The sequence below is a fragment of the Streptomyces niveiscabiei genome, from assembly GCF_033794345.1.
Lineage (GTDB): Bacteria > Actinomycetota > Actinomycetes > Streptomycetales > Streptomycetaceae > Streptomyces > Streptomyces niveiscabiei.
In genome coordinates, this window is sequence record NZ_JARAYJ010000017.1 from 133,196 (window position 1) to 156,559 (window position 23,364).

Sequence of the window (23,364 nt, forward strand, 5' to 3'; positions counted from 1 at the left end):
GCCGGCGGGGGAGAGGGGCCGGGGGCGCTGTCCCTGGACGACGCCGGGGCGGAGCCGGAGGCCGAGCCGCCGTCGAGCAGCACAGGCCAGGCACCGGCTCCAGCCGCCACCGCGCCGTCCGCCGAGACCTCGCCACCGGTCTCCGCCCCCGCCCCGACAGCGACTCCCGCCCCAGCCCCGCCCCCTCCCGGTCCGTCTCGCCTGGTCATCGAGGCCGACGGCGGCTCCCGGGGCAACCCCGGGCCCGCCGGATACGGCGCCGTCGTCATCGACGCGGACACCGGCGAGCTGCTCGCCGAGCGCTCCGGCTTCCTCGGCGTCGCCACCAACAACGTCGCCGAGTACAACGGGCTGCTCGCCGGCCTGCGGGCCGCCCACGCGCTGAGCCCCTCCGCCGCCGTCCACGTCCGCATGGACTCCAAGCTCGTCGTCGAGCAGATGTCCGGACGCTGGCAGGTCAAACACCCCGCCCTGCGTCCCCTCGCCACCGAGGCCGCGAGGGTCCTGCCGGGGGACCGGGTGAGCTACGAGTGGATCCCCCGCGCCCAGAACAAGCGGGCGGACCGTCTGGCGAACAAGGCGATGGACGCGGGCCAGCGGGGCGAGGTGCCGCCCGGGAGCGCGGTCGAGGGGCCTGAGCACGAGGCCGAGGCGGGCGCCGAGCGGGACGTGTACGGGGCTGAGGTCGCGCCCGGTGCCGAGAGGGACGCGTACGAGGCCGTCGCCGTACCCGGATCCCGTCCCCGCCACACCACCCCCCGCGCTGAACCCGCCCGCAAGACCGCCGCGCCCGACATGGGCACCCCCGCGACCCTCGTCCTCCTCCGCCACGGCGAAACCCCCCTCACACCCGAGAAACGCTTCTCAGGCAGCGGAGGTTCCGACCCGAGCCTCTCCCCGGTGGGCCGGGAGCAGGCGGCGCGGGTCGCGGAGGCGCTCGCGCGCAGGGGGACGATCGAGGTGATCGTCGCCTCGCCCCTCGCGCGCACCCGCGAGACGGCGGAGGCCGTCGCCGGCCGCCTCGGCCTGGACGTCGCCGTGGACGACGGCCTGCGGGAGACGGACTTCGGCGCGTGGGAGGGGCTGACCTTCAGGGAGGTCCGCGAGCGCCACCCCGAGGACATGGCCGCATGGCTCGGCGACCCGGAGGCGCGTCCGACCGGCGGCGGCGAGAGCTTCGCCGAGGTCGCGGAGCGGATCGCCGCCACCAGGGACCGGCTGACCAGCGCGTACGCCGGGCGCACGGTGCTTGTCGTCAGCCATGTCACGCCCATCAAGACGCTGGTCCGCCTGGCGCTCGGCGCGCCCCCCGAGGCCCTGTTCCGGATGGACCTCGCCGCCGCGTCCCTCTCGGCGGTGGCGTACTACGCGGACGGCAACGCGAGCGTGCGGCTCCTGAACGACACGTCGCACCTGCGCTGAGCCGCTCAGTGGATCTCGTCCACCAGGACGTCCAGCTTCCCCGCCCCCGCGACCTCCACGACGTACCCCGACTCCCGCAGCACCTCGGCGAGTTCGCCGGGCCCCGCCGGCTCCGCGCCCGACGTCAGCAGGCTGCGTACGATCCGCCCCTTCGTCGCCTTGTTGAAGTGGCTGACGACCTTCCGCGTCGGCGCGTGCAGCACGCGTACGGTCGCCGTGCGCGCCGCGACCTCGCCCTTTGGCTTCCACGCGGCGGCGTACGCGGACGACCGCAGGTCGAGCACGAGCCCCTTCCCGGCCGCCTCCGGCAGCACCTCGCCCATCGCGCCCCGCCAGTGCGCCCCGAGCGCCCCCACCCCCGGCAGTTTCACGCCCATCGAGCACCGGTACGACGGAATCCGGTCGGTGACCCGGACGGCCCCCCACAGCCCGGAGAAGATGAGCAGCGACCTGCCGGCCCGCCGGGCGGCGTCGGGGTCGAGCGTGGCGAGACCGAGAGCGTCGTACAGCACCCCCGTGTAGATCTCCCCGGCGGGCCGCGCCCCCGCCGTCGTCAGCCCGGCGTTCTTGGCGACCTCCCCCCGCAGCCCCTCGCTCAGCCCCAGCACCTCGCGGGCCTTCTCCTCGTCGCCCGCGCACAGCTCGACCAGTTCCCCGAGGACCGCCTCCCGGGCCTCCCGCAGCCCCGGCAGCGACAACGCCTCCAGCTTCAACGGCGCACCCCGCCCGGACGAAGCCTTGCCCTCGGACGGCGGAAGCAGCACAAGCACGAACGATCTCCTTCACGACAACTCCGCCCAGACTACGGCGCGGAACGTTCCACTTCGGCATGCCCCACCCCCGAACCCGCCCTACGCTCGTCCCATGCCCCGCCGCCCCCTGCGCGTCACCGGCGCACCCGAAGCCCCCCTCCGCGCCGCCCTCGCGGACCTCCGCACCGAGCTGGGAGTGCCCGCCGCCTTCCCGCCGGAGGTCCTCGCGGAGGCGGAGCGGGCCGCGACGAACCCCACGCTCCCGGCGTACGACGCGACGGACATCCCCTTCCTCACCATCGACCCGCCCGAGTCGACCGACCTGGACCAGGCGCTGCACCTGTCGCGGCAGGGCACCGGCTACCGCGTCCGGTACGCGATCGCGGACGTCGCGGCGTTCGTCGCACCCGGAGGCGCGCTGGACGCGGAGGCGAACCGCAGGGTGACGACCCTGTACTTCCCGGACGGCAGGGTCCCCCTGCACCCGGCGGTCCTCAGCGAGGGCGCCGCCAGCCTGCTCCCGGACCGGACCCGCCCGGCGGCCCTGTGGACGATCGACCTGGACGCGGACGGCAGGACGCTCGCGGTGGACGTACGCCGCGCGCTCGTGCGCAGCAGGGCGAAACTCGACTACGCGGGCGTGCAGAAGCAGATCGACGAGGGCACCGCCGAGGAACCCCTCGCCCTGCTGAAGGCCATCGGTGAGCTGCGGGAACGCCAGGAGGCCGAGCGGGGAGGCATCTCCCTGAACGTCCCGGAGCAGGAGATCGTGGAGCGGGACGACACGTACGAGCTGACGTACCGCGCGCCCCTGCCGGCGGACGGCTGGAACGCCCAGCTCTCCCTGCTGACCGGCATGGCGGCGGCCGACCTGATGCTGTCGTACGGCACGGGAGTGCTGCGCACCCTCCCCGCCGCCCCGGACGGCGCGGTGGCCCGCCTGCGCAGGGTCGCGCAGGCGCTGCGCGTCGACTGGCCGCACCACGTCCCGTACTCCCGCCTGATCCGCTCCCTCGACCCGCGCACCCCGCGCCACGCGGCGTTCCTCCAGGAGTGCACGAGCCTCCTGCGCGGCGCCGGCTACACGGTCTTCCAGGGCGGCGCCCTCCCCGGCCTCACCACGCACGCGGCGGTCGCCGCCCCGTACGCCCACTGCACGGCCCCCCTGCGCCGCCTCGCCGACCGCTACGCCACCGAGCTGTGCCTCGCTGCGGTGGCCGGCGACCCGCCCCCGGAGTGGGTGCTCGCCGCGCTGGACGCGCTCCCGGAGCGGATGGCGGAGGGCGGCCACCGGGCGAACGCCGTGGAGCGGGCCTGCGTGGACGTCGTCGAGGCCGCTGTCCTCGCGGGCCACGTCGGCGAGACCTTCGACGCCTGCGTCATCGACCTGGAGAACCACCACGGCACCGTGCACCTGGAGTCCCCGGCCGTCGTCGGCCGTGTCGACGGCGATCACCTCCCTCTCGGCGAACACCTCCGCGTCCGCCTCACCCGAGCGGATCCGGCGACACGCACCGTCCGCTTCGCACCCGCCTGATCTCCCGGACGACACCGTCGGCGTCGTCCGCGTGCAGCCGCACGACCGTCACCTCGCGCACCCGCCCCAGCAGCCCCGTGTGGACGACCGGTTCCGCCAGCTCCAGCGTGACGGAGGTCTGTCCGCCGACCGGCAGGCTCAGCTCGCCCTCGGCCTCGGGGTGCGAGAAGCGCGTCTCGCGCCGGACGCCGGTTATCCGGTCGTAGGGGAGCCGGACGTCCACCTGCCCGTACCGGACCCGCAGCGCGTCCGCCTCCAGGACGTGCGGCCTCACCACGCAGGACGCGTACGACCCGAGGACCAGCGCGAGCGTGTAGACGTCGAGGGCGAACACCACCCAGTGCGCGACGGGGTACTCCCGCAGCAGGACGGCCACCCCGATCGTCTCGACCACGCACACGAACGCGATCGCCGCGGTCATGGAGCCCTGCCCGCGAATGTACGCCAGCCGCCGCCCCTCCCCGGTCTGCCGCCGCCGCGCCCACCGCGCGAGGTCGGCCCACATCCGCCTCTGATGCCGGGCCAATGCCCGCAGGACTCTCATGTCTCCACCCCCAGGATCTCCAGCGCCCGCCGGATCGCCGCCGCCTGCGCGGGCGGGAAGTCGGCGTAGAAGGCGCGCAGGAACATGCTGTCGGGCTCGGGCCGTTCCTCGGGCAGCAGGTCCGGCGGCACGCACGCGGCGAGCCGGTGCGCGGCGGCCTCCACGCGCGGGTCGTCCGCCTCGGCGCCGGCCAGGTCGTCCAGCAGGGCGTACGCCTCGTTCGCCCGCGCGATTGCCTCCGGGGAGCCGGTGACCGATCCGACCGCCGCCAGCAGCCGCGCCCGCACCTCCGGCGGGGCCGTCGTCTCGATCAGCGCGAGTACCTCGCGGTCCTTCGCGGCCATCGGGGAGTCGGCGAGCCCCGACGTCCGCGCGAACAGCTCCGCCAGCTCCGGGGAGACCGGCCCCTCGGCGGACAGCTCACCCGCCTCCAGGAGCACCCTCAGCCGCGCCCGCCGCTCCCGGATCGCCTCCTCCTGCCGTGCCAGGTCCTCGTCCAGCTCCCCGAGGACCTCGACCAGGTCTTTTCCCGCGTCGTCCGCCAGCACGTCCCGGACCTCGGCGAGACCCACGCCGAGTTCTGTGAGCCGGCGGATCCTTGCGAGGGCCACCGCGTGCCGCAGCGTGTAGTCCCGGTAGCCGTTCGAGAGGCGGTCCGGTTCTGGGAGCAGGCCCAGGTGGTGGTAGTGGCGTACGGCCCGGGTGGTGACGCCGATCGTCTCGGCGAGTTCTCCGATCCTCATGCCCACCAGTACAGACGTTGACGTCGCGGCAGGGTCAAGCGCGGTCATGGCGGCCTCCGGGGGGACGGGTCATCGGGGGCTCCCCGCGGGAGGCTCCAGGGTCTCCGGGGTCTCCGGGGCCTTCGGCGTTCCGAACCACCTCTCCAGTGCCGCTTCCACCGGCTCCCCGCCCTCCGGCGCGGTGTCCGCCGCCCACGCCGTGAACCCGTCCGGCCGGACCAGCAGCGCCGCGAGGCCCGGGCGGTCCGGGCAGGTGGCCGTCAGGACGGTGACCCGGTCGGCGTATCCCTCCGCGCGGGCGCGGAGTTTCGGGTCGTCGGCGAGGTCGAGGAGGAGTCCGCGCGCGGTGTGCAGGTGGTCGGCGAGGCGCGTGCCGTCGGACAGCTCCAGGTCGGGCGCGCTGCCGCCGACCAGGGGGTGGTCGCCGGGCAGGTCGTACCGCTGCCAGACGCCGGAGATCTTCTTGACCAGGTGGGTCGTGCCGTCCACGGTCCGGGTGAGGTCGGTGAAGACCTCGCGCAGCGCCCGCGCGTGGGACTCCGGCCGCATCAGGGCGATCTGCGCGCGCGTCCAGTCCAGGACCCACGCCCCGATCGGGTGCCGTTCCGCCGTGTACGAGTCGAGCAGGCCGGGCGGGGCCCAGCCGCGCACGACCGCCGCGAGCTTCCAGCCGAGGTTCACCGCGTCCCCGATGCCGAGGTTCAGGCCCTGGCCGCCGAAGGGGGAGTGGACGTGCGCCGCGTCGCCCGCGAGGAGGACGCGGCCCTTGCGGTAGTCGCTCGCCTGACGGCAGTTGTCGGTGAACCGGGTGACCGTACGCACCTTCTCGACGGTCACCTGAACCCCCGTCACCCGGCGCACGCTGCCCTGGAGTTCGGCGGCCGTGATCGGTGCCGTGCGGTCGGCTGGGGGGCCGTCGAACTCGACCGTGAGGATGCGGCCGGGCATCGGGCCGTGCGCGTACGTCCCCGTCGCCGTCGTGTTCCAGCCGGTGCCCAGCGCCTCCGTGCCCGTCATGTCGGCGACGGCCTGGTAGCCGGTGATCTCCGGTGGCGTGCCCGGGAAGTCGAACCCGGCGAGCTTGCGGACCGTGCTGCGCCCGCCGTCGCACCCGACGAGCCAGCCGGCGCGGACGGCACTGCTCCCACTGCCCTCGGCGGCCGGGGACTCGGCCTCGGTGGCTCCGGTCCCGGCCCCGGCTGTGCCTCCATCCACGGCCCCGGCTGTGCCCCCGCTGCCGTCCCCGTCCCCAGCGGCCCCGTCACGGGACGCCCCCTCGGTCACCCCTCCCGCGCGCCCCCCGGTCAGCCGGACCGTCACCCCGCCCCCGTCCTCCTCGAACCCCGTCACCTCCACCCCTCTCCGTATCTCGACCCCCAACTCCCGCGCCCGCGCGGCCAGCAGCCGCTCCAGCTCGGCCTGCGGGATCAGCCCCACCCGGTCCGCGCGGCCCGTGTCCGCCCAGGCGGGGTCCTCGGGGTCGAGGTGGGCCGCGTCGAGGGGGATGCCCGCGAAGTGACCGGCGAACTTGGGTGGCTGGGGGATGTCCTCGCCGCGCTCCTCGCGGAAGCGGCGGAACCCCTCCATCGCCCGCTCCTGGATCGCGGCGAGCGTGGGGAAGAAGCCCCGCCGGTCCAGGGCGACGGCGGAGGGGGAGTTGACCGACATCGCCTTGATCGTCTCGTCCACCTCCTCCAGCCGCTCCGCGACCAGCACCTTCACACCCCCGAGCCGCAGCTCGCAGGCCAGCAGCAGGCCGGTCGGACCGGCCCCGGCGATCACCACGTCGAAATTCGTCATGCGAAGACTGTAGCGACTCAAAGTTTGTTTGCGCTATAGTTTTTTGCATGGACTTTGCGAACTCCGAATCCGGCCGCGAGACCGGGCCCGCGACCGACCTCGAACGGCACCTCGAAGAACTCTCCTTGCGGGAACGCAAGAAGCGGGCCACGAGGCAGCGGATCTCGGACGTCGCGACGGGCCTGTTCGCGGCGCGCGGCTTCGACGACGTGACGGTCGCGGAGGTGGCCCGCGCCGCCGACGTCTCGACGATGACGGTCTTCAACTACTTCCCGCGCAAGGAGGACCTCTTCCTCGACCGCATCCCCGAGGCCGTCGAGACCTTCACCGGAGCCGTCCGCGACCGCGCCCCGGGCACCACCCCCCTGGCCGCCCTGCACGACCTGACCCTCACCCTCCTCGACGCCCACCACCCCCTCTCCGCAGTGGACGACGACTTCCCGCCCTTCTGGCAGGTCGTCGTCGACTCCCCGGCCCTGCGCGCCCGCGCCCGCGAGGGCGTCGAGGAACTGGAGACGGCCCTGGCCCTGGCCCTCGCCGAGACCGCCCCCGAGTACCCCGACCCGCACTTCGCCGCCGCCCTCACGGTCGCCGCGTACCGCACGGTGTACGTCGCCTCCGCGCGCCGCCTGATGTCCGGCGACCCGGCGTCCGCAGTCTCCGACGACCACCGCACGCGCCTGAACCACGCGTTCACCGCACTGGAGGCCGCCTTGGAAGCCTGAACCCGGCCGGACGGCCGGACGGCCATACGCAGACGCAGACGCAGACGCGGGCACAGACACAGACACAGACACGCACGCGGAATACGAGCCAGCGACACGGGAGTTGCCGCAACGGACAAGGACGGGGGACGTCGGATGGCTGAGCAGGCGGTATGGACCAGAGCGCGGCTCGGTGACGGCGGGCCGCGGCTCGACCTGCTGACCGCACGGTTCGAGAAACACGTCTACGCGCCGCACGCGCACGACGAGTTCACCGTCGGCGTGTGCGTCGGCGGCACCGAGGTGATCGCCTACAGGGGCGGCCACATCCGCACCGGCCCCGGCACGATCGTCGTCCTGGCCCCGGGCGAGACCCACACCGGAGGCCCCGGAAACGCCACCGACGGCTACGCCTACCGCGCCGTCTACGCCGAGCCGGGCCTCCTCACCGAGGGCACCCTCGGCGGCGTACCGCACTTCCGCGAGCCGCTGATCCACGACCCGGAGCTGGCCGAGGCCCTGCGCCGTACGCACGCCGGGCTCAGCGCGCACCCCGATCCGCTGGAGACCGAGTCCACCGTCCCCTGGCTGCTCACCGCCCTCGCTCGCCGGCACTCCACCGCGCGCCCGACGGACGACCGCCTGCCCGGAGCCGCCGCCCTCGCGCGCGTGGTGCGCGACCGGCTAGCCGACGAACTCCTCGCGCCTCCGCCCCTGTCCACGCTCGCCGCCGACCTGGGCCTGTCGCGGTACCAGCTGCTGCGCGCGTTCCGCACGACGATGGGCCTGCCCCCGTACGCCTGGCTCGCCCAGCACCGCGTGCACCGCGCGCGGGCGTTGCTGGACGCCGGGGTGAAGCCCGCCGAGGCCGCCGCGCTCGTCGGGTTCGCGGACCAGGCGCACCTCACGCGCTGGTTCCGGCGCGTCCTCGGGGTCACTCCGGCGGCGTACCGCAACAGCGTTCAAGACGACCGGTGGGGGAGGGGGTGAGACTCGGGTCATGACTGCACGTGGCTGGTTCCTGTTCTCCCTGATGGGAGTGGTCTGGGGCATCCCCTATCTGATGATCAAGGTGGCGGTGGAGGACCTCTCGCCGACCATGGTGGTGTTCACGCGCTGCGCGGTCGGGGCGGTGCTCCTGCTGCCGTTCGCGCTCCGTCAGGGCGGCCTCCCGCGCGTGGTGCGCGCGCACTGGCTGCCGATGCTGGCGTTCGCATGCATCGAGATCGTCGGCCCCTGGTTCACGCTCACGGACGCCGAACGGCACCTGTCCAGCTCGACGGCCGGACTGCTCATCGCGGGCGTCCCGATCGTCGGCGTCGTCCTCGCGCGGTTCTTCGGTGACACGGAACGGCTCGGCGCGCGGCGGATCACGGGCCTCGCGCTGGGCCTCGCGGGCGTGGGCGTGCTGACGGTCCCGCACCTGACCGGCGGGGACGCGCGCTCCCTCGCCGAGGTGCTGGTGACGGTCGTCGGCTACGCGACCGCGCCCCTGATCGCCGCCCGCCACCTCAAGGACGTGCCCTCCCTCCACCTCACCGCGGCCTGCCTCGCCTTCGCCGCACTCGTCTACGCGCCCTTCGCGGCGGCGACGTGGCCCTCCGAGATGCCCTCGGCGACCGTCCTGGCCGCCCTCGCGGGCCTCGGCGTGATCTGCACGGCCATCGCCTTCGTCGCCTTCCTGGAACTGATCAAGGAGATCGGCCCGACGCGCTCGACGGTCATCACGTACGTCAACCCCGCGGTCGCCGTCGCCGCCGGAGCGCTCTTCCTCGACGAGAAGCTGACCCTCGGCATCGGCGCGGCCTTCGCGCTCATCCTCGCGGGCTCCGTGCTCGCCACGGCCGCCGGACCGAAGCGCGACGCACGGCCGGTAACATGGTCGGCACGGCAGACGAGCCGGGCGGACGGCCGCGTGGTCCCTCTTGGGGGCCCCGAGGAACGTCCGGGCTCCACAGGGCAGGGTGATGGCTAACGGCCACCCGGGGTGACCCGCGGGACAGTGCCACAGAAAACAGACCGCCCGGCGCTCCGGCGCCGGGTAAGGGTGAAACGGTGGTGTAAGAGACCACCAGTGCCCAGGGTGACCTGGGCAGCTAGGTAAACCCCACCCGGAGCAAGGTCAAAAGGAGCGCCGTAGAACGCGCTCTGCGCGGACGTTCGAGGGCTGCCCGCCCGAGTCCGCGGGTAGACCGCACGAGGCCGACGGCAACGTCGGCCCTAGATGGATGGCCGTCGCCCCGGGGCCCGCGAGGACCCCGGGGAAACAGAACCCGGCGTACGGCCCGGCTCGTCTGCCGCTCACCTTTCCCGCAGGTCAGCGGGGTTTTCTGTGGGGCGGGCGCGCGGCGTCCGGGGCGGCGGGGCGCGGTCTTCGGCAGCGCACGAGCCTAGCCCGCGTGTCGGTGAAGTCGGTCGGTTGCCCCGTTTCTGTCCGGGCTTGTCCGGTCGGAGTCGGTGTGGAGCCGGCGTGGAGTCGTCCTTTTTCGACGAAGGTTAAGAAAGCGCGGTGGACCGGCGGAGGACGGGCATAGCCTGAGCCACACGTTGCGCGCGGGTCGGGGCGGCCCGCGATGTGATGGAGGTGCCATGGGCGGGGAACGTCCGCAGCACGACGGGGTGCCGGAGCCGTACGGCGAGCACGCGCTGCTGACCGCGGCGATGATCGCGGACGACGGTGTCGTACCGGAGGAGGAGCGGCGCAGGCTGCTGCGCTATCTGGAAGCGGTCGTCGCGGCCCGCCCGTCGCCGGTGCATACGGCTGTCGCCTTCAACGCCCTGTACTTCGGGTACGACCTCGCGGGCGAGGGATACGGCCGCAGCCCCCTGCGCCCGGACGACTTTCCGGTGATCGCGCTCGGTGAGGAGGCGCCCGCGCTGCCGGTCGGGGCCATGGTGCGGATCGCGACGGGGTCCGCGCCGCTCTTCGCGGAGATCGTGTACAAGGAGGGCGCCCACCCGGACGTCAACGCCATGGGGGACGTGCCCGCCTGGGTGTCCGGGGCGCCCGCGGGCGCGGAGGGGCCGGGGAGGGAGGGGGCGACGGCGCGTCGGCGGGAACTCCTGGTGCCCGACCCGCACGCGTTCGGACCCGGCCTCAGCCTGACGGCCGTCCAGCTGCGGCGGTTACGCAGCCACCGGCGGTGGCTGAACGAGGACGGGCACATCGTCGTCGACGCCCGCTATCCGTCGGCGCGGGCCGCCCGGGGGGACGGACTGGCCGCCTACGCCGACCACCTGCTGACCACCGCACGCGCCCAGCTCCTGAGCCCCCTCGTCCCCGTCTCGCTGGCCGCACTCGCGGGCGGCACCGGGGACGACGTACTGCGCCCCGCCCTGCTCACGCTGCTGCGCCGGGTACGCGACGTGCTCCGCGCCAGCGAACTGCTGCGTACGTGGGGCCAGTACGCCATGACCGAGGACGCGCTCGCCGCCCGGCGGCGGGACGCGGGGGCCCTCGGCGGCGACGACCTGCGGTCGCTCGGCGCCGACCTGCGCCGGGCGGTCACCCCCGTACCCCGCCGCCACGGCCCCACCGGCCCCGCCACGGTGTACACGGCGATCGGGCCCCGGCTGCGGACGGTCCCCGGCGCCGGGGAACTCCTCACCGGGTTGGGGTACGCCTCGGCGGTGTGCCACGCCAACGCGGCCCTCGCCGACATGGTCCACGAGGGCAGCAGCCAGGGCCTGTTCCCGAACGGCACGCGGGTCGCACTGGACGACGCGTTCGAGGGCGGCGGCGTGTGGCGGTCGCACTGGCTCGGCGGCACGGAGACGCGCCCCCAGCAGCCCGGCGACGCCGGAATGCGCCCCCAGCAGCCAGGCGGCACGGGCACGCCGTCCCAGCGGCTCGGCGGCGGCACCGACACACGGCTCCACCACCCCGGCAGCACCGCCCCCCTCGGCGACCCCCTCTCCCCGGCCGGACAAGGATGGGCCTCCACCCTGCCCCCCGTACCCGTCCCCGTACCCGTCCCCGCCCCCCTCGACCGCCCCCTCCCCGACGACGGCACCCTCGGCGCGCCCGAGACCCTCCGTAGTGACGCCGTGGAGATCCGCTGGCGTGTCCCCCTCCGGCTGGCGCACCTCAGGGGCGGCTGTCTGCCGCTGCATCCGCTCGTCGCCGAGGAGCTGTGCTCGGCGTTCGGGCCGCGTGCCGTGGTCGGCCTGGGGCTCGAAGGCGGGGCCGAACAGCGTCTCCTCGCCGAACTCGGCGACGGAAGCGCCCGGTTGACCGGCGTCGACTGGCCCGCCGAGTTCTTCCCCGGCCTCCTCCTCCACGTCCGCTGGCCGCGCGGCACCCGGCGTCTGGGGCTGGTCACGACGGGCCTCGGCCATCGGGTGAGGGTCGGCGACCGGGTCGTCGGGCACTGCTACGACCCCCGGGTCCTCACCCGCGACGACGCCCCCGGCAGCGACCGCGACGGCGACTCCGCCGCCGGGCTCGGCCCCCGGGACCTGGTGCTGCGCACCGTACGCCGGTGCGGGCTGCTCACCCCGGACGGCCATGCCGTGCTCGACCGCGCGGGGCTGCCCTTCGCCGCGTACGGGTACGAGCCGGCGCCGGAGCGGGCCGCCGTGCTGGGGGACGCGGTGGCGGAACTGCTCGCCGTACGGCTGCTGGAACCGGAGACCGGGAGCCGGGACGTCGCCGGGCAGCCGCACTTTCCCGCACGCCGCGGGCAGCCGGGGATACCGCTTCTCGCCTACCGGCCGGCCGTGGTGCGGCTCCCCGGCACCTGGGGTGAACCGGGGGCCGGGCGCGCGATGGGTTTCCAGCACGTCCCCGGCCACCTGCGCCGCCTCCTGCCGGGGCACCTCGCCGGGGAGACCCAGCGTGCGGCGTTCCGCGACCACTGCCGCAGGCTCGGCAAGGCGGACGGCTGGGAGCTGCCCGAGGGCTACACGTTCGTCACCCAGCACACCCGGGGCCACTGAGCCCGGCGCGTGCCTGTACGGCCTTCCCCTGCACGACCGAACGGAGAACGGCGTATGCACGACCCCTACCACGTCATCGCGAGGCCACCGCTGTCCCCGCGAGACGTGTCGGCCACGGAGCTCGAAGCGCTGGCCGAGGCACTCAACTCCCTGCGGGCGCCGGTCACCACGGCCCTGGACGACCTGACGGGCGAGATGGTGGAGCGGGCCTTCGGCGCGCTCGGCCACAAGGAGCGGCAGGAGGTGCTGCACCACCTCGGCATCCGGATGACGGCGCCCCGGCGGGTCAGCCGCGCGCTGTGCCGGGACGTGCTCAGCCGGCTGCGCCGCGAGGTGCGGCAGCATGCGTGCCGGTGCACCCTGCGCAGGCTCACCCAGACGCCGATGGGCGATCTGGCCGTGACCGTCTTCACCGACCGCGACGACACCCTCCTCGACCGCTGGGCCGGCCCTCTCCTGCGCGCCACGGTCCTCGCGTGGAGCAACGGCTCCGTCTCGGACGCGCACGTCGTCGCCTGGGCCGTCGAACAGGAGTGGTTCACCTGGGACACACCGGGCCTCGACACCGTCCGCACCGCGGCACACGCCGTACTCGCGGCCAACCCGGACTTCGTGCCGGAAGTGTTCGCGATGGAGGAGGGGGACGAGGTGACGGGGGGTGGTTCGACGCCGGACGAGGTGACGGGGGGCGGCTCGGCGCGGGGAGGTTCGACGCCGGACGAGGTGACGCGGGGCGACTTGATGGCGGGTGAGCCGACGCCGGACGAGGCGACGCGGGGTGGCTTGGCGGGGGGCGACGTGCTGTCGGGTGAGCCGATGCGGGACGGGGTGACGCGGGGCGACGCGATGGCGGGCGAGCCGATGCGGGACGCGCCGGCGCGGGGTGACTCGTCGCCCGGCGGCTCCACGCCGGGCGCGCGGACGCCTGACGGTCAGAGTCCCGAGGACGCGTGCCGGGCGTTGGCCGGCAGCCTCGCCGGAGCCGGGGTCGCTGCCCGGCGTGTGGCGGAGGCGGTGGCGGACGGACGTCCTCCCGAGGAGACCGACCTCGCGTCGCTGACCGCGCTGAGGGCCGCCTTCGACACCACCCTGGGTGTGCTCGCCAAGGCGGGGATCGACGTACCGGTGCCGCGCCTGGAGGAGCTGACCGAGGCCGTACGGACGCATCGGGAGAGCCTCGGGCTGCGGGAGACGCTGCGTGCGCTGTCCACCGTCGGCTGCCCCGCCGACAGCCCGGTGGCCCCCGCCGCCGAGGCGGTACGCGGCGTCGCGGTACGGCTGCTCGCCGTCGAGGCGTGGGGAGAGGCGCAGCGCCGCGAGGCGACGACCCTGGCCGCGCTCGCCGACCTCGTCCGGCTGGGCCGCCGCCCGGAGACCGCGGCGGAGCGGATGGCCCTCCAGGACCGGGTGGCACCTGACCTGCCCGTCGAATGCGCGCGGGCCGCGATGATGGCGTACGAGCTGACGCTGCCGGCCGGCGGTACGAGTGATGAGGGCGCCGCCGGTACTGCCATCACGCCCTCGACCCCGACGCAAGCCGCCCCGACGATCCCGCACACCACCCCCGTCACCGGGGAGGACACGAGGACTGCGGACGACGGAGAGCCCGAGACCACCGGAAAACCGGCACCGGCACCGCTCGCCACGGAGACACCGGCCCCGGCCGCACAGGGGAACGCGAAACCGCTCGAACAAGAAAACACGGCCCCCTCCACCAACCCTGCCCACCTCACCACCCCTGCCCACCTCACCACCCCTGCCACCCCCGACACCCTCGCCACCCCGGCCGCATCCGCCAGCCTGGCCGCCTCTGGCGATGCTGCTCACCCTGGCAGCCTGGCCGCCTCCGGCAGCGCGCCCGCCCTCGGTAGCCCGGCTGCCTCCGGCAACCTCGACAGCCCCGCCGCCCCTGCCCGCCTCGGCAGTCCGGCCGCCTCCGGCGATGCTGCTCACCCCGGCAGCCCGGCCGCCTCCGGCAACTCGCCCGCTGTCGGCAATGCGGCCCACCTCGGTAGCCCGGCCGCCCCTGGCAACCTCGACAGCCCCGCCGCCCCTGCTCACCCCGGCAGCCCGGCCGCCTCCGGCAACCCCACCCACCCCAACACCCCACTCACCCCCGACAGCCCTGCTGACCCCACCCACCTCGGCACCCCGCCCACCTCCGGCAACCCCACCCACCCCGACAACCCCGACACCCCCACCGACCCCAACACCCCCGACCCCACCCCCGCCCTAGCCCACCTCATCGCAACCCGTCGTTTCGGCCTGGCCCACCACCTCGCGCGTGCCGCAGCCCACCCCCCGTCGCGTTCGGCGGCGTTGCGGCTGGCCGGGGCGGCTGGGCGGCTGGTGGCCGGGGTGGGGGCGGACGCGAGGTTCGTGGGTGGGCTGGTCCGGCGTCAGGGTGGCTGTGATGGAGAGGACGAACTCGTCCTGTTCCCGGCGTTGTTGCGCGTCGCGCTGGTCACCGGCGATCACACGGCGGGGGCGCAGCTGAAGGCGCTGGTGCCCAGGTTGCCGGAGGTGCTCGCGGAACTCGCGGCGGCCGTCGCGGACCGCGCGCTCAGCGGTGCGCTGATGATGGTGTCGCCGCTGGGCGTCATCGCGGACGCGTCCGCCGCCGAGGCCCGGATGAGCGGCCTGCGGGCACAGGCCGCCGACCTCCTCGCCCCGCAGCGCCTCCGGTTCGTGAGGGCGGACAGGATCGCCCGGTGCTGGCTGGAGCGCGGGGGCCTGCTCGGCGGGATGCTGCGGGCGGTGGTGGAGGACGACCGGGCCGCGCTGCGGGGCGTACGGGAGACGGCGGACCGGCTGTCGAAGCTCTCGGAGATCAACGCGGAGATCGACCGGATGGACCGCGCGTACCGGGGTTCCAGCGGGAAGCCGCTCCAGGGCTCGGGACGGCAGGACCTCGTACACCTCGTCGAACGGGCCGCAGGCCAGGCGAAGGAGTGGTGCCTGGAGGTCGGCGACGCCCGCAGGGGCGACCACTCGGGCGTCGACCGGGCCGCGAAGGAGATCTCGTCGCTGCGGCAGACGCTGCTGGACCGGCGGGACGTCGTCCTGACGGAACTCCACCGGATGACCCTGCGCCCCGACCCGCTGGCCTCGGCGGTCGCGTCGGCGGCGCACGGCGCGATGGAGGACCTCTTCACCCTGCTGACCGACACCACGCGGCCGGGCGCCCGCGCGGACGGCGGCCGTACGGACGGCGGCTGTACGGACCCGGAGACCGCGCTGGACGTGGAGCTCCTGAAGGTCTGCGACACCCTCCAGGACCGCCCCGGCCTGAGCCTCCTCCTGACGGCGGTGGACCGGGACTGGGACGAGGCCCTGACCGAGCGCCTGGACCGCGACGCGTTCGCGGCGGCCCGCGCCATCGTCGACCTCGCCCTCGCGGGCGAACTGCCGGGCCCGCCCCTGTCCACCGCCCGCACCCACGCGGAGATCGACACCCTGGAGGCCGCCAGACACGCGGCGCTCAGCACCCGCTGCGACGAACTCGCCGCCGAACTACGCCGGGCCCAGGCCGACGGCGCGGTGACGGACGACCAGGACCTGGAACTACAGGAACTGCTGGACGTGGCGCGCACCCGCCTCGACGCCCCGCCCCGCCCCGGCCTGCCGGACGAGCCCCGTACCCGCCTGGACGCCCCGCCCCACCCCGGCCCGCTGGACGCCCCCCGTACCCACCCCGACGCCCCGCCCCGCCCCGACCTGCTGGACGTACGCCGCGACCTCGACACAGTCCGCGACCGCCTCCCCGCATACCGCCGGGAGGCCACCGCCCGTATCCGCGCCCGCCTCGACGCAGTCGGGCTGGACCACGGCAGACGCCCCCAGGTCCTGCGCCACCTGGACGCGGGGGAACTGGCGACCGCCGCCGACCTCGTCTACTTCCTGGAGATCGGCGAGGACGTCCCGGAGATCGACGCGGGGGAGTGCCACTTGACGGAGTTCTTCCCGGCCGTGCCGGACGGCCTGCCGAAGGGCATCGACGAGGAGCTCGTCCGGATGGTCCGCTCCGGCGGACGCCACCCCGCCCTCCCGGTCCTCGATTATGGGCACCTCTCGCCCGACGAGGCAGCGCTCGCGGCGGACGCGCTGGAGGAGTGGCGCGAGGTGGGGGCGACGGAACGCAAGGAGCGCAACAACGCCCCGGTACGCCAGCAGGTGCTGTCCGCGCTGAAGCTGCTGGGGTACGACGCGAAGAACGCCCGCCTCCAGGAGCACCTGTCCCCGGACCGGCGCGAGTACCGCTTCTACGACGCGATCGGCGTGGAGGTCAACGGCCGGGCGGAGGCGCCCGCGTTCGGCTCGCAGATCAAGGAGCGGGGCGGCAGCCTGCGGGTGCTGGTGCTGTGGGGCCGCCCGCCCGCCGAGGTCGTCATGAGCCGGGCCGCGCAGGACCCCAGCGGCTCCGCCCTGGTCGTGGTCTGCTTCGGCGTCCTCGGCCGCGACGCCCGCGCGGAGCTCGCCGCGGGCACGAGCCGGCTCCAGCCGCTGCTGGTCGTCGACGACGCGGCCCTGGCCTACCTCGCGGCCCGGGGCAACCGGCAGGCCGCCACGACCACGCGCATCCTGCTGCCCTTCTCCGGCGTCAACCCGTACATCAGTGAGAAGCGCGGCCAGATCGGCGCGGAGATGTTCTACGGCCGGGACGCCGAACGCCGCAGCATCCTCGACCCGCGCGGCACCCAGGTCATCTTCGGCGGCCGGGGCCTCGGCAAGTCGGCGCTGCTCAGCGACGCGGGGGAGCGGTTCGAGGAGCAGCGCCCGGGCTCCCACCACGCGGTGCACGTCAACCTGGACGACGAGAACATCGGCAAGGGCACCGCGCTCGGCCCCGAGGCCCTCTGGAGCGTCCTGCACCGGGTCCTGACCCGGGCCGGGGTGCTCCCGGACCGCCAGAAGGGCCGTCGTCCGGCCAGGCACGCCGCAGAGCAGGCGCAGGCGCAGGCGCGGGTCCGGGAGGGGATCAGGACCTGGCTCGACGAGGACTCCCGGCGCGGCCTGCTGATCCTCCTCGATGAGTGCGACCAGTTCTTCGAGGCGGACGCCCCGCGCTTCGAGCAGACGAAGCTGCTGAAGGGCCTCGGCTCCGGTACGAAGGACCGGGCCAAGGTCGTCTTCGCGGGCCTCCACTCGGTGCAGCGGTTCGCCAAGCTCGCGAGCAACGGACCGTTCGGGCACCTCGCGCAGACGCCCACGGTGATCGGCCCGCTGGCCCCGCAGCACGCGGCCGACCTGCTGGTCGGGCCGATGCGGGCGCTCGGCTTCGAGTTCGCCAGCGTGGACCTGGTCAACCGGGTGCTGGGCCACTGCTCCTACCAGCCGTTCCTGCTCCAGATGTTCGGCCACCGCCTGGTGGAGGTGATGCACCGCAAGCGGCGGCGCGGCGCGGAGGGACCTCCGTACGCCGTGGAGGCCGCCGACGTCGAGACCGTGGAGGCGGACACCGGCCTCAAGGACCGCATCTCGGTGGCGTTCAACGACACGCTGGCGCTCGACCACCGGTACGACGTGATCGCCAACGTCCTCGCCTACCAGGCCCACCACCACGGCCTGGAGACCCGGCTCAGCGACGCCGAGCTGCGCGAGGAGTGCGAGACGTACTGGCGGGCGGGGTTCCGGCAGCTCGACACCGAGGGCTTCCGCGCCTACCTCTCGGAGATGGTCGGCCTGGGCGTCCTCGCCCCCAACAACGACGGCCAGGGCTGGCACCTGCGCGGACCCAACGCGCTGCGCATGATCGGCGGCTCCCACCAGGTCGACGACCGGCTGATGCGGGCCGAGCAGGACTGCGAGCTGAAGGAGAGCATCGTCATGGAGGGCAGGCCGGAGCTGTCCGACGGCCGGCTCGCCCCGCTCACCGTCGCCCAGCTCGACGACCTCCTCGGGCGGCGGGCGAACCAGACGAGGGTCGTGCTCGGTACGCCCGCCACCGGGACCGCCGAGGTGAGCCACACCCTGCACACGGTCACCGGGCGCATCGACGGCTGGGTGCTGCCGCCGGTCGGCAGGCCCGCGGCGTTCAAGCAGGCGCTCACGGGCGGCAGCCCCGGTGAGCGGCGCGTGGTCGTCGACGACCTGGCCTGGCACGAGAACAGCAAGGGCCGCAGGGAACCCGTGAAGCCGGAGGCCTGCCGCGCGGCCGTCGACCACGCCGACAGCCTGCTCCCCGTCACCCCCGGCGTGACCCGCTCGGTGGTGATCGTCACCGACGCCGCCCACCTGGCCCTGTGGCGCCCCCTGCTCATGGGCGGGGAGCGCACCTCGGCCGTCCCCGTGGTCCTGCGCCGCCACGACCGCCGCGGCCTGCGCGACTGGGCCCAGCGCCAGTGGGCGGAGACGTTCACCACCGCCGACCGGCTGTACGCCCGCACGGGCGGCTGGCCCCTCCTCGTCGACCACGCGCACCGCCTGTACGGCGAACTCCGCGACGCCGACGAGGTGTTGGGGCGCCTGTCCGGCCTCGCCACGGACCGCTCGTGGGCCCGTGACTTCGTGACCGCGACGGGCGTCCTGGCCGATCCCGCCGTCGCGGCGGGCTATCGCGCCGTCGACGCGGGCCTCGGTGACGATCCGTCCGACACCGAGGCCGTGCTGACCGCCCTCGTCTGCCAGACGGACGACGAGGAGGAGGCGCACTGGATCCTCGCCTGCCTCGACGCGTTGCAGGTCTTCGACAGGGAGGACGGACAGCTCCGGCTGGAGCCGGTGCTCCGGCAGTGCGTCCGGCTCACTACAGGGTTGCGGTGAACTCGGTCCAGGCGGAGGGGGCGAGGGCGAGTTGGGGGCCGTCGGTGTCCTTGGAGTCGCGGACGTGAACGGTGTTGGTGCAAGCCGCGACCTCAACGCACTCGTTGCCCTCGGCGTCGCTGTAGCTGCTCTTCCGCCACGCGACTTCCACGCACGCGTTCCCTTCGGCGTCGCTGTAGGTGCTCTTGAACCAGGCGAGGCCGGAAGTGGTGGTTGAGGGCTCGGCGTTGTTCATAGTGATCCCAGAATCCCTTCGATCTTCTTCATCGACTCCCGGGACGGGAGAGCCTGCGATCGCATGATCCCATAACGGGCGTGTGCCAGAGTCGTCTGTTCGAGGTCGGTTTGGAGAGAAGTGACCCCGGCGACCTCGCTGTACAGGAACCTCTTGCCGTCCTTGCGCCGCGTCACCACGGTGAACGAGCCGCTGAAACCCGCGTTCTCCTCGCGGTCGAACGGCATGACCTGGATCTGGATGTTCCGCTTCTGGCCGACCAGCAGCAGATGCTCCAACTGCCCGCGCAGCACGTTGATTCCGCCGTACGGCCGCAGCAGAACCGCCTCGTCGATGATGAAGCTCAGGTAGGGCGCGGGCCAACTGTCGAAGATCTCCTGGCGGGCCAGCCGCGAGGCCACGCGCTGCTCGATGATGTCGTCGTCCAGGAGCGGGCGGCGCATCATCATCAACGCTCGCATGTAGTCCGGGGTTTGGAGCAGACCGTGGAACACGAGCGTGCTGTAGGTGAGCAGCTCCATGGCGGTCTTCTCCAGCGCTGCCATCCCCTGGAACGTCGCCGGATACTGCGCGCGGTCCATCTGCTCCTTCCACGCGCTCAACAGCCCGTTCGCGTGGAGGACTTCCTCCGCCTTGTCGATCGTCTTGCCGTTCATGATCCGCCGCCCCTGCTCGAACGACGCGACCGTCGCTGCCGAGTAGCCGATCCGCGCGCCGAACGTCTCGCGGTCCATGCCCTCGCGCTCGCGCAGGGTCTTCACGGTCTGGCCGAACGCGATGACGAGGGCCTTGCTCGTCGCGTCGGGCTGGAGACCGGCCTCCTCGTCGTCCCCGAAGAACAGGGAACCGGTGTCTTCCTCGTTGTTCCGGGGGTCGTTGTTCCGGGGCTCTTCCACCCCGACCTTCGTCCTCGTACGCTCCGTCATGGGATCACCGCCTCTCCGGACCAACTCCCCACGGGGAACGTTGGTCACGCCGCGCGACTCGTACACGGTCCTACACCGCGCGTACAAGCCATTCAGCGTCGGTGCGTCACCACTGGTGACGGTACGCCACGAAGAGGACCGTTGGGGGCATGACGAAAGAACCCGGCGTTCCGACCGGCAACACGCTCGCGGCGCCCGCCGAACAGTACTTCGAAATGCGCTTCACCTCGACGCGCAGGGGCGCCCGCCTCGCCCGCCGCCTCGCGGCCGTCCGGCTGCACGAGTGGGGCATTCCGTACGGCTCGGACGACCACGACGCGATCGTGGTCATCGTCGCGGAGCTGACCTCCAACGCGGTGCGGCACGGCCATGTCCCGGGCCGGGACTTCCACTTGAGGCTCCAGGTGGCGCCTCGGCTGGAGACCGCGCGGGTGGACGTCACCGACACGCGAGGCGAGCGGCTGCCGCCGAGGCCGGCGAGCGTCGTCGTCGGGCGGGACCCGTACGTGTCGCTGGACGGCCGGGGGCTCGTGCTGGTCGCGGGGCTCGCGGCGCGGTGGGACTGGCACCTGCGGACGGACGGGCCCGGGAAGACCGTGTGGGCGGAGTACTCGCTCGGCTAGGTGTGCGTGTTGTCGAGGTGCGCGCCCAGGTAACCCACATACACCAGACCCGAGTTGGCCGTGTCGTCGTGGAAGTAGAGGCGGGGCGAGACGGTGTTGCCGCTGCCGATGCGCAGGTGGGACTGCATGAACAGGCGCCCGCCGCGAGCGACCGACTCGGGTACGGGGAACGTGCGTTGGCGGCGCCAGTCGTGGTGGTTGGCCACGGTCTCCGACTCACGCATCGTCACTTTGCCTGCGGGGAAGGGGTGTTCGCAGGTCTCCGGGAGGTTGTCGCACCAGTGGCGGAAGTCGACGCCGGTGCCGTGCGCGGCGTACTCGTCCAGGGCTTCGAGCGCGTCCCACGCGACGGAGACCCAGTTGGGGATGGCGTGCGCGTCCAGGTCCTTCGTCCGCTTGGGGTTTCCGGTGAAGCGGAGGTGGGGGAACTCGGGGAGACGGTCGAGGAGTTCGGTGAAAGTGGCGGGGCGGTGGGGTGGATTCGGAGGCGGGGTGCGGAGACCGGCCTCTTCCAACTGCCGTTTCAGGAAACGGACTTTGCTGTTGGCGCTCTGAAGGGCGTCGTACAACTGCTCGTTCTCGACGAGCTGCTCGAACTCCCGCTCCTCGGCCTGCTGCAACCGCTGCCGAAGCTCGCGAACCTCCTGGTCCCGGGCTTCCTCGCGCTCCGCAGCCTCCCTCAACAACGCCTCGGCCGTCCGGAGTTCTCCCCGGAGTAATCTCCCGGCCCGCCTTTTCTTGGTCGTCTCGAATACGTTCACGAGGCCCCATTCATGACAGTGCTGAAGGGGTCCTCATCACACCACCATCCGGTGAATCCAGTCAATCATCTTTATCGATCGAATTCGAAACCCCGGATTTTGCAAGGGTGTTCATAATGTGCCCGCATTCTGTCACCCGTGACGGGTGTCGGGGCCGGTGATCACCACAGGACCTCCATGGAGCAAGCTACTCCCGTAGTCATGTTCTCCAACTTTCAAGGAGGCGACCGGACATGACGAGGTTCATGACACGCAGGACCCTGCTGGGCGGCATGGCGGCGGGGGTGGCGGCGAGCACCGTACTCGGTGGGAATGCCTGGGCCACCAAGGCAGTTGGGGAGCCGTACGTGGCCTTCCCGGTCGGCCCCGGCGGCGGCCCCGCAGGGTCGGACCGGGTCCACGCGCTCCAGATCGGCGACCCAACCGCAGGGACCGTACTCGTCCTGGTCCCCGGCATGTTCGGCGCCGCGAACGACTTCCGCCTCCTCGCCCGCGACCTCGTCGCGGCCGTACCGGGCGTGCAGGTCTGGGCGTACGACCGCCGCGAGGAGAGCCTCGTGGACCGCGCGGGCTTCGCGACCGCCGACCCCCTCGCCTACTACCTGGACGGCCACTACCGCTCCCTGGACCCGGCCGCTTCCGGCTACCTCGCCAACTGGGGCCTCCCGCAGGCCCTTTCGGACCTCCGCACGGTCGTGAAGGCCGCCTCCTGCGGCGGCCGTCGCAAGGTGATCCTCGGCGGCCACTCCTGGGGCGCGACCACCGCCGCCGCGTACGCCGCCTGGGACTTCGACGGACACCCCGGCTACCGCGACCTCGCGGGCCTCGCCCTCATCGACGGCGGCGTCCTCGGCGCGTTCGACGGCGGAGGCGCGGCCCCCGACAACTCCCCGGAGAAGATCAGCCAACGCCTAGCGGCCATCTCCGGCGGCGCGGTCCTGGACATGTCGCTGGCCGCCGTAGGCCTCGGCACCCGCTCCGAAAGCACCCAGATCTTCTACCAACTCGCAGGCTGGTACGCCCACTTGGACCCCCACGCCAAGTCGGTCCTCCAACCCCGCCTCCCCGACGCGCTGCGCCCCTCGGGCACCATCACCAACGCCGCCCTGCTCGGCCTCCTGGTCGACCAGAGCTTCGGCTGGCCCAACGACATCAGCGTCCACTCGGGCACCATCTCCCCGACCGGCGACTGGACGGACACCGGCATCACCCCCATCTCCCGCGTAGCCACGGCGTACGCGGGCCCCGCCCCGACGGTCTGGCAGTGGTACTGGCCCTCCCGCCTCGCGGTCGACCTGGACGCCACCGACCTCTACGCCGACACCGACACCACCCGCTCCCTAGACCTCCGCCTCCACCACACCACCGACCTGGACATCCCCCTCTACGCCTTCCAGACCAGCGCCTACAAAGGCACCGCCCTCACCGCCGCCCGCAAACTCGCCGCCCAGTCCCGCATCCCCTCCACGACCTTCCAGACGGACGAGGGCATGAACCACCTCGACCCCCTGTTCGCGTCCCCGGAGAAGAACACGGCGACCCAGAGCCTCGCGGCATTCGCCCAACACCTGATCTGAACCACCCTCGGCGGCCTGCCCGTTGAACCGGGCAGGCCAC

Annotated in this window: 15 protein-coding genes, 1 other RNA gene and 1 pseudogene; 10 read left to right on the forward strand and 7 right to left on the reverse strand. The window is 73.4% G+C overall.

Annotated elements, in window-relative coordinates:
* Positions 1-201: 201 nt before the first annotated feature.
* Positions 202-1,422, forward strand: a complete 1,221-nt coding sequence (locus tag PV682_RS23770; protein WP_319733130.1) for a bifunctional RNase H/acid phosphatase — start codon at positions 202-204, stop codon at positions 1,420-1,422.
* A 5-nt stretch (positions 1,423-1,427) separates the two neighbouring features.
* Here PV682_RS23770 and yaaA read toward each other — a convergent pair whose 3' ends face one another.
* A complete protein-coding gene (gene yaaA / locus PV682_RS23775) occupies positions 1,428-2,192 on the reverse strand; it encodes a peroxide stress protein YaaA (protein WP_319733052.1) in 765 nt (254 codons plus the stop codon).
* Positions 2,193-2,286: 94 nt separating this feature from the next.
* Here yaaA and PV682_RS23780 point away from each other — a divergent pair, with 94 nt between their 5' ends.
* A complete protein-coding gene (locus PV682_RS23780; protein WP_319733054.1) occupies positions 2,287-3,711 on the forward strand; it encodes an RNB domain-containing ribonuclease in 1,425 nt (474 codons plus the stop codon).
* On the opposite strand, the gene PV682_RS23785 is transcribed toward PV682_RS23780, so the two are convergent.
* From PV682_RS23785 to PV682_RS23795, 3 genes are all read right to left on the reverse strand, one after another.
* Positions 3,662-4,255: a hypothetical protein gene (locus PV682_RS23785; protein WP_319733056.1), complete on the reverse strand. Its 594-nt coding sequence runs from the start codon at positions 4,253-4,255 to the stop codon at positions 3,662-3,664. The genes PV682_RS23780 and PV682_RS23785 overlap by 50 nt on opposite strands.
* Positions 4,252-4,998, reverse strand: coding sequence for a MerR family transcriptional regulator (locus PV682_RS23790; RefSeq protein WP_319733058.1), 747 nt, complete (start codon positions 4,996-4,998; stop codon positions 4,252-4,254). Before PV682_RS23790 ends, PV682_RS23785 begins: the two co-directional genes overlap by 4 nt.
* A gap of 69 nt (positions 4,999-5,067) precedes the next feature.
* Positions 5,068-6,798: an FAD-dependent monooxygenase gene (locus PV682_RS23795; protein WP_319733060.1), complete on the reverse strand. Its 1,731-nt coding sequence runs from the start codon at positions 6,796-6,798 to the stop codon at positions 5,068-5,070.
* Between the two features lie 47 nt (positions 6,799-6,845).
* Here PV682_RS23795 and PV682_RS23800 point away from each other — a divergent pair, with 47 nt between their 5' ends.
* The 6 genes and pseudogenes from PV682_RS23800 to PV682_RS23825 all read left to right on the forward strand — a co-directional run bounded on the left by PV682_RS23800 (position 6,846) and on the right by PV682_RS23825 (position 19,202).
* Positions 6,846-7,523 (forward strand): TetR/AcrR family transcriptional regulator, encoded by a 678-nt coding sequence (locus tag PV682_RS23800; protein WP_319733062.1) that lies wholly within the window; start codon positions 6,846-6,848, stop codon positions 7,521-7,523.
* Positions 7,524-7,658: 135 nt separating this feature from the next.
* Positions 7,659-8,492 carry a helix-turn-helix domain-containing protein gene (locus tag PV682_RS23805; RefSeq protein WP_319733065.1) on the forward strand — a complete coding sequence of 278 codons (834 nt, stop codon included), beginning with the start codon at positions 7,659-7,661 and terminating at the stop codon, positions 8,490-8,492.
* 10 nt (positions 8,493-8,502) lie between these two features.
* Positions 8,503-9,282 (forward strand): annotated as a pseudogene (locus PV682_RS44370) (DMT family transporter); the annotation flags it as partial.
* 115 nt (positions 9,283-9,397) lie between these two features.
* Positions 9,398-9,799: RNase P RNA component class A (gene rnpB, locus PV682_RS23815), an RNA gene on the forward strand.
* Between the two features lie 292 nt (positions 9,800-10,091).
* Positions 10,092-12,440, forward strand: coding sequence for a hypothetical protein (locus tag PV682_RS23820; RefSeq protein WP_319733069.1), 2,349 nt, complete (start codon positions 10,092-10,094; stop codon positions 12,438-12,440).
* 54 nt (positions 12,441-12,494) lie between these two features.
* Positions 12,495-19,202, forward strand: a complete 6,708-nt coding sequence (locus tag PV682_RS23825) for an nSTAND1 domain-containing NTPase (protein ID WP_319733071.1) — start codon at positions 12,495-12,497, stop codon at positions 19,200-19,202.
* Here the strand turns inward: PV682_RS23825 and PV682_RS23830 are convergent.
* A complete protein-coding gene (locus PV682_RS23830) occupies positions 19,186-19,437 on the reverse strand; it encodes a DUF397 domain-containing protein (RefSeq protein WP_319733074.1) in 252 nt (83 codons plus the stop codon). The two genes, PV682_RS23825 and PV682_RS23830, sit on opposite strands and share 17 nt — an antisense overlap.
* Entirely contained in the window at positions 19,434-20,363 is a 930-nt protein-coding gene (locus PV682_RS23835; protein ID WP_319733075.1) for a helix-turn-helix domain-containing protein, read from the reverse strand. The genes PV682_RS23830 and PV682_RS23835 overlap by 4 nt, the downstream gene beginning before the upstream one ends.
* A 149-nt stretch (positions 20,364-20,512) precedes the next feature.
* On the opposite strand from PV682_RS23835, the gene PV682_RS23840 reads away from it, so the two are divergent.
* Positions 20,513-20,986, forward strand: a complete 474-nt coding sequence (locus PV682_RS23840; RefSeq protein WP_319733076.1) for an ATP-binding protein — start codon at positions 20,513-20,515, stop codon at positions 20,984-20,986.
* Here the strand turns inward: PV682_RS23840 and PV682_RS23845 are convergent.
* Positions 20,983-21,747, reverse strand: coding sequence for a hypothetical protein (locus tag PV682_RS23845; protein ID WP_319733078.1), 765 nt, complete (start codon positions 21,745-21,747; stop codon positions 20,983-20,985). The two genes, PV682_RS23840 and PV682_RS23845, sit on opposite strands and share 4 nt — an antisense overlap.
* A gap of 245 nt (positions 21,748-21,992) precedes the next feature.
* Between PV682_RS23845 and PV682_RS23850 the strand changes: the two genes are divergently transcribed.
* Complete coding sequence (locus PV682_RS23850; protein WP_319733080.1) at positions 21,993-23,324, forward strand: alpha/beta hydrolase; 1,332 nt, start codon at positions 21,993-21,995, stop codon at positions 23,322-23,324.
* Positions 23,325-23,364 lie beyond the last annotated feature (40 nt).

What these genes read in the sequence shown, in the direction of transcription:
- PV682_RS23780 (WP_319733054.1), top strand. Translation starts at nt 2,287, where the DNA reads ATGCCCCGCCGCCCCCTGCGCGTCACCGGCGCACCCGAAGCCCCCCTC.
- PV682_RS23785 (WP_319733056.1), bottom strand. Translation starts at nt 4,255, where the DNA reads ATGAGAGTCCTGCGGGCATTGGCCCGGCATCAGAGGCGGATGTGGGCC.
- PV682_RS23790 (WP_319733058.1), bottom strand. Translation starts at nt 4,998, where the DNA reads ATGAGGATCGGAGAACTCGCCGAGACGATCGGCGTCACCACCCGGGCC.
- PV682_RS23795 (WP_319733060.1), bottom strand. Translation starts at nt 6,798, where the DNA reads ATGACGAATTTCGACGTGGTGATCGCCGGGGCCGGTCCGACCGGCCTG.
- PV682_RS23800 (WP_319733062.1), top strand. Translation starts at nt 6,846, where the DNA reads ATGGACTTTGCGAACTCCGAATCCGGCCGCGAGACCGGGCCCGCGACC.
- PV682_RS23805 (WP_319733065.1), top strand. Translation starts at nt 7,659, where the DNA reads ATGGCTGAGCAGGCGGTATGGACCAGAGCGCGGCTCGGTGACGGCGGG.
- PV682_RS23820 (WP_319733069.1), top strand. Translation starts at nt 10,092, where the DNA reads ATGGGCGGGGAACGTCCGCAGCACGACGGGGTGCCGGAGCCGTACGGC.
- PV682_RS23825 (WP_319733071.1), top strand. Translation starts at nt 12,495, where the DNA reads ATGCACGACCCCTACCACGTCATCGCGAGGCCACCGCTGTCCCCGCGA.
- PV682_RS23830 (WP_319733074.1), bottom strand. Translation starts at nt 19,437, where the DNA reads ATGAACAACGCCGAGCCCTCAACCACCACTTCCGGCCTCGCCTGGTTC.
- PV682_RS23835 (WP_319733075.1), bottom strand. Translation starts at nt 20,363, where the DNA reads ATGACGGAGCGTACGAGGACGAAGGTCGGGGTGGAAGAGCCCCGGAAC.
- PV682_RS23840 (WP_319733076.1), top strand. Translation starts at nt 20,513, where the DNA reads ATGACGAAAGAACCCGGCGTTCCGACCGGCAACACGCTCGCGGCGCCC.
- PV682_RS23850 (WP_319733080.1), top strand. Translation starts at nt 21,993, where the DNA reads ATGACACGCAGGACCCTGCTGGGCGGCATGGCGGCGGGGGTGGCGGCG.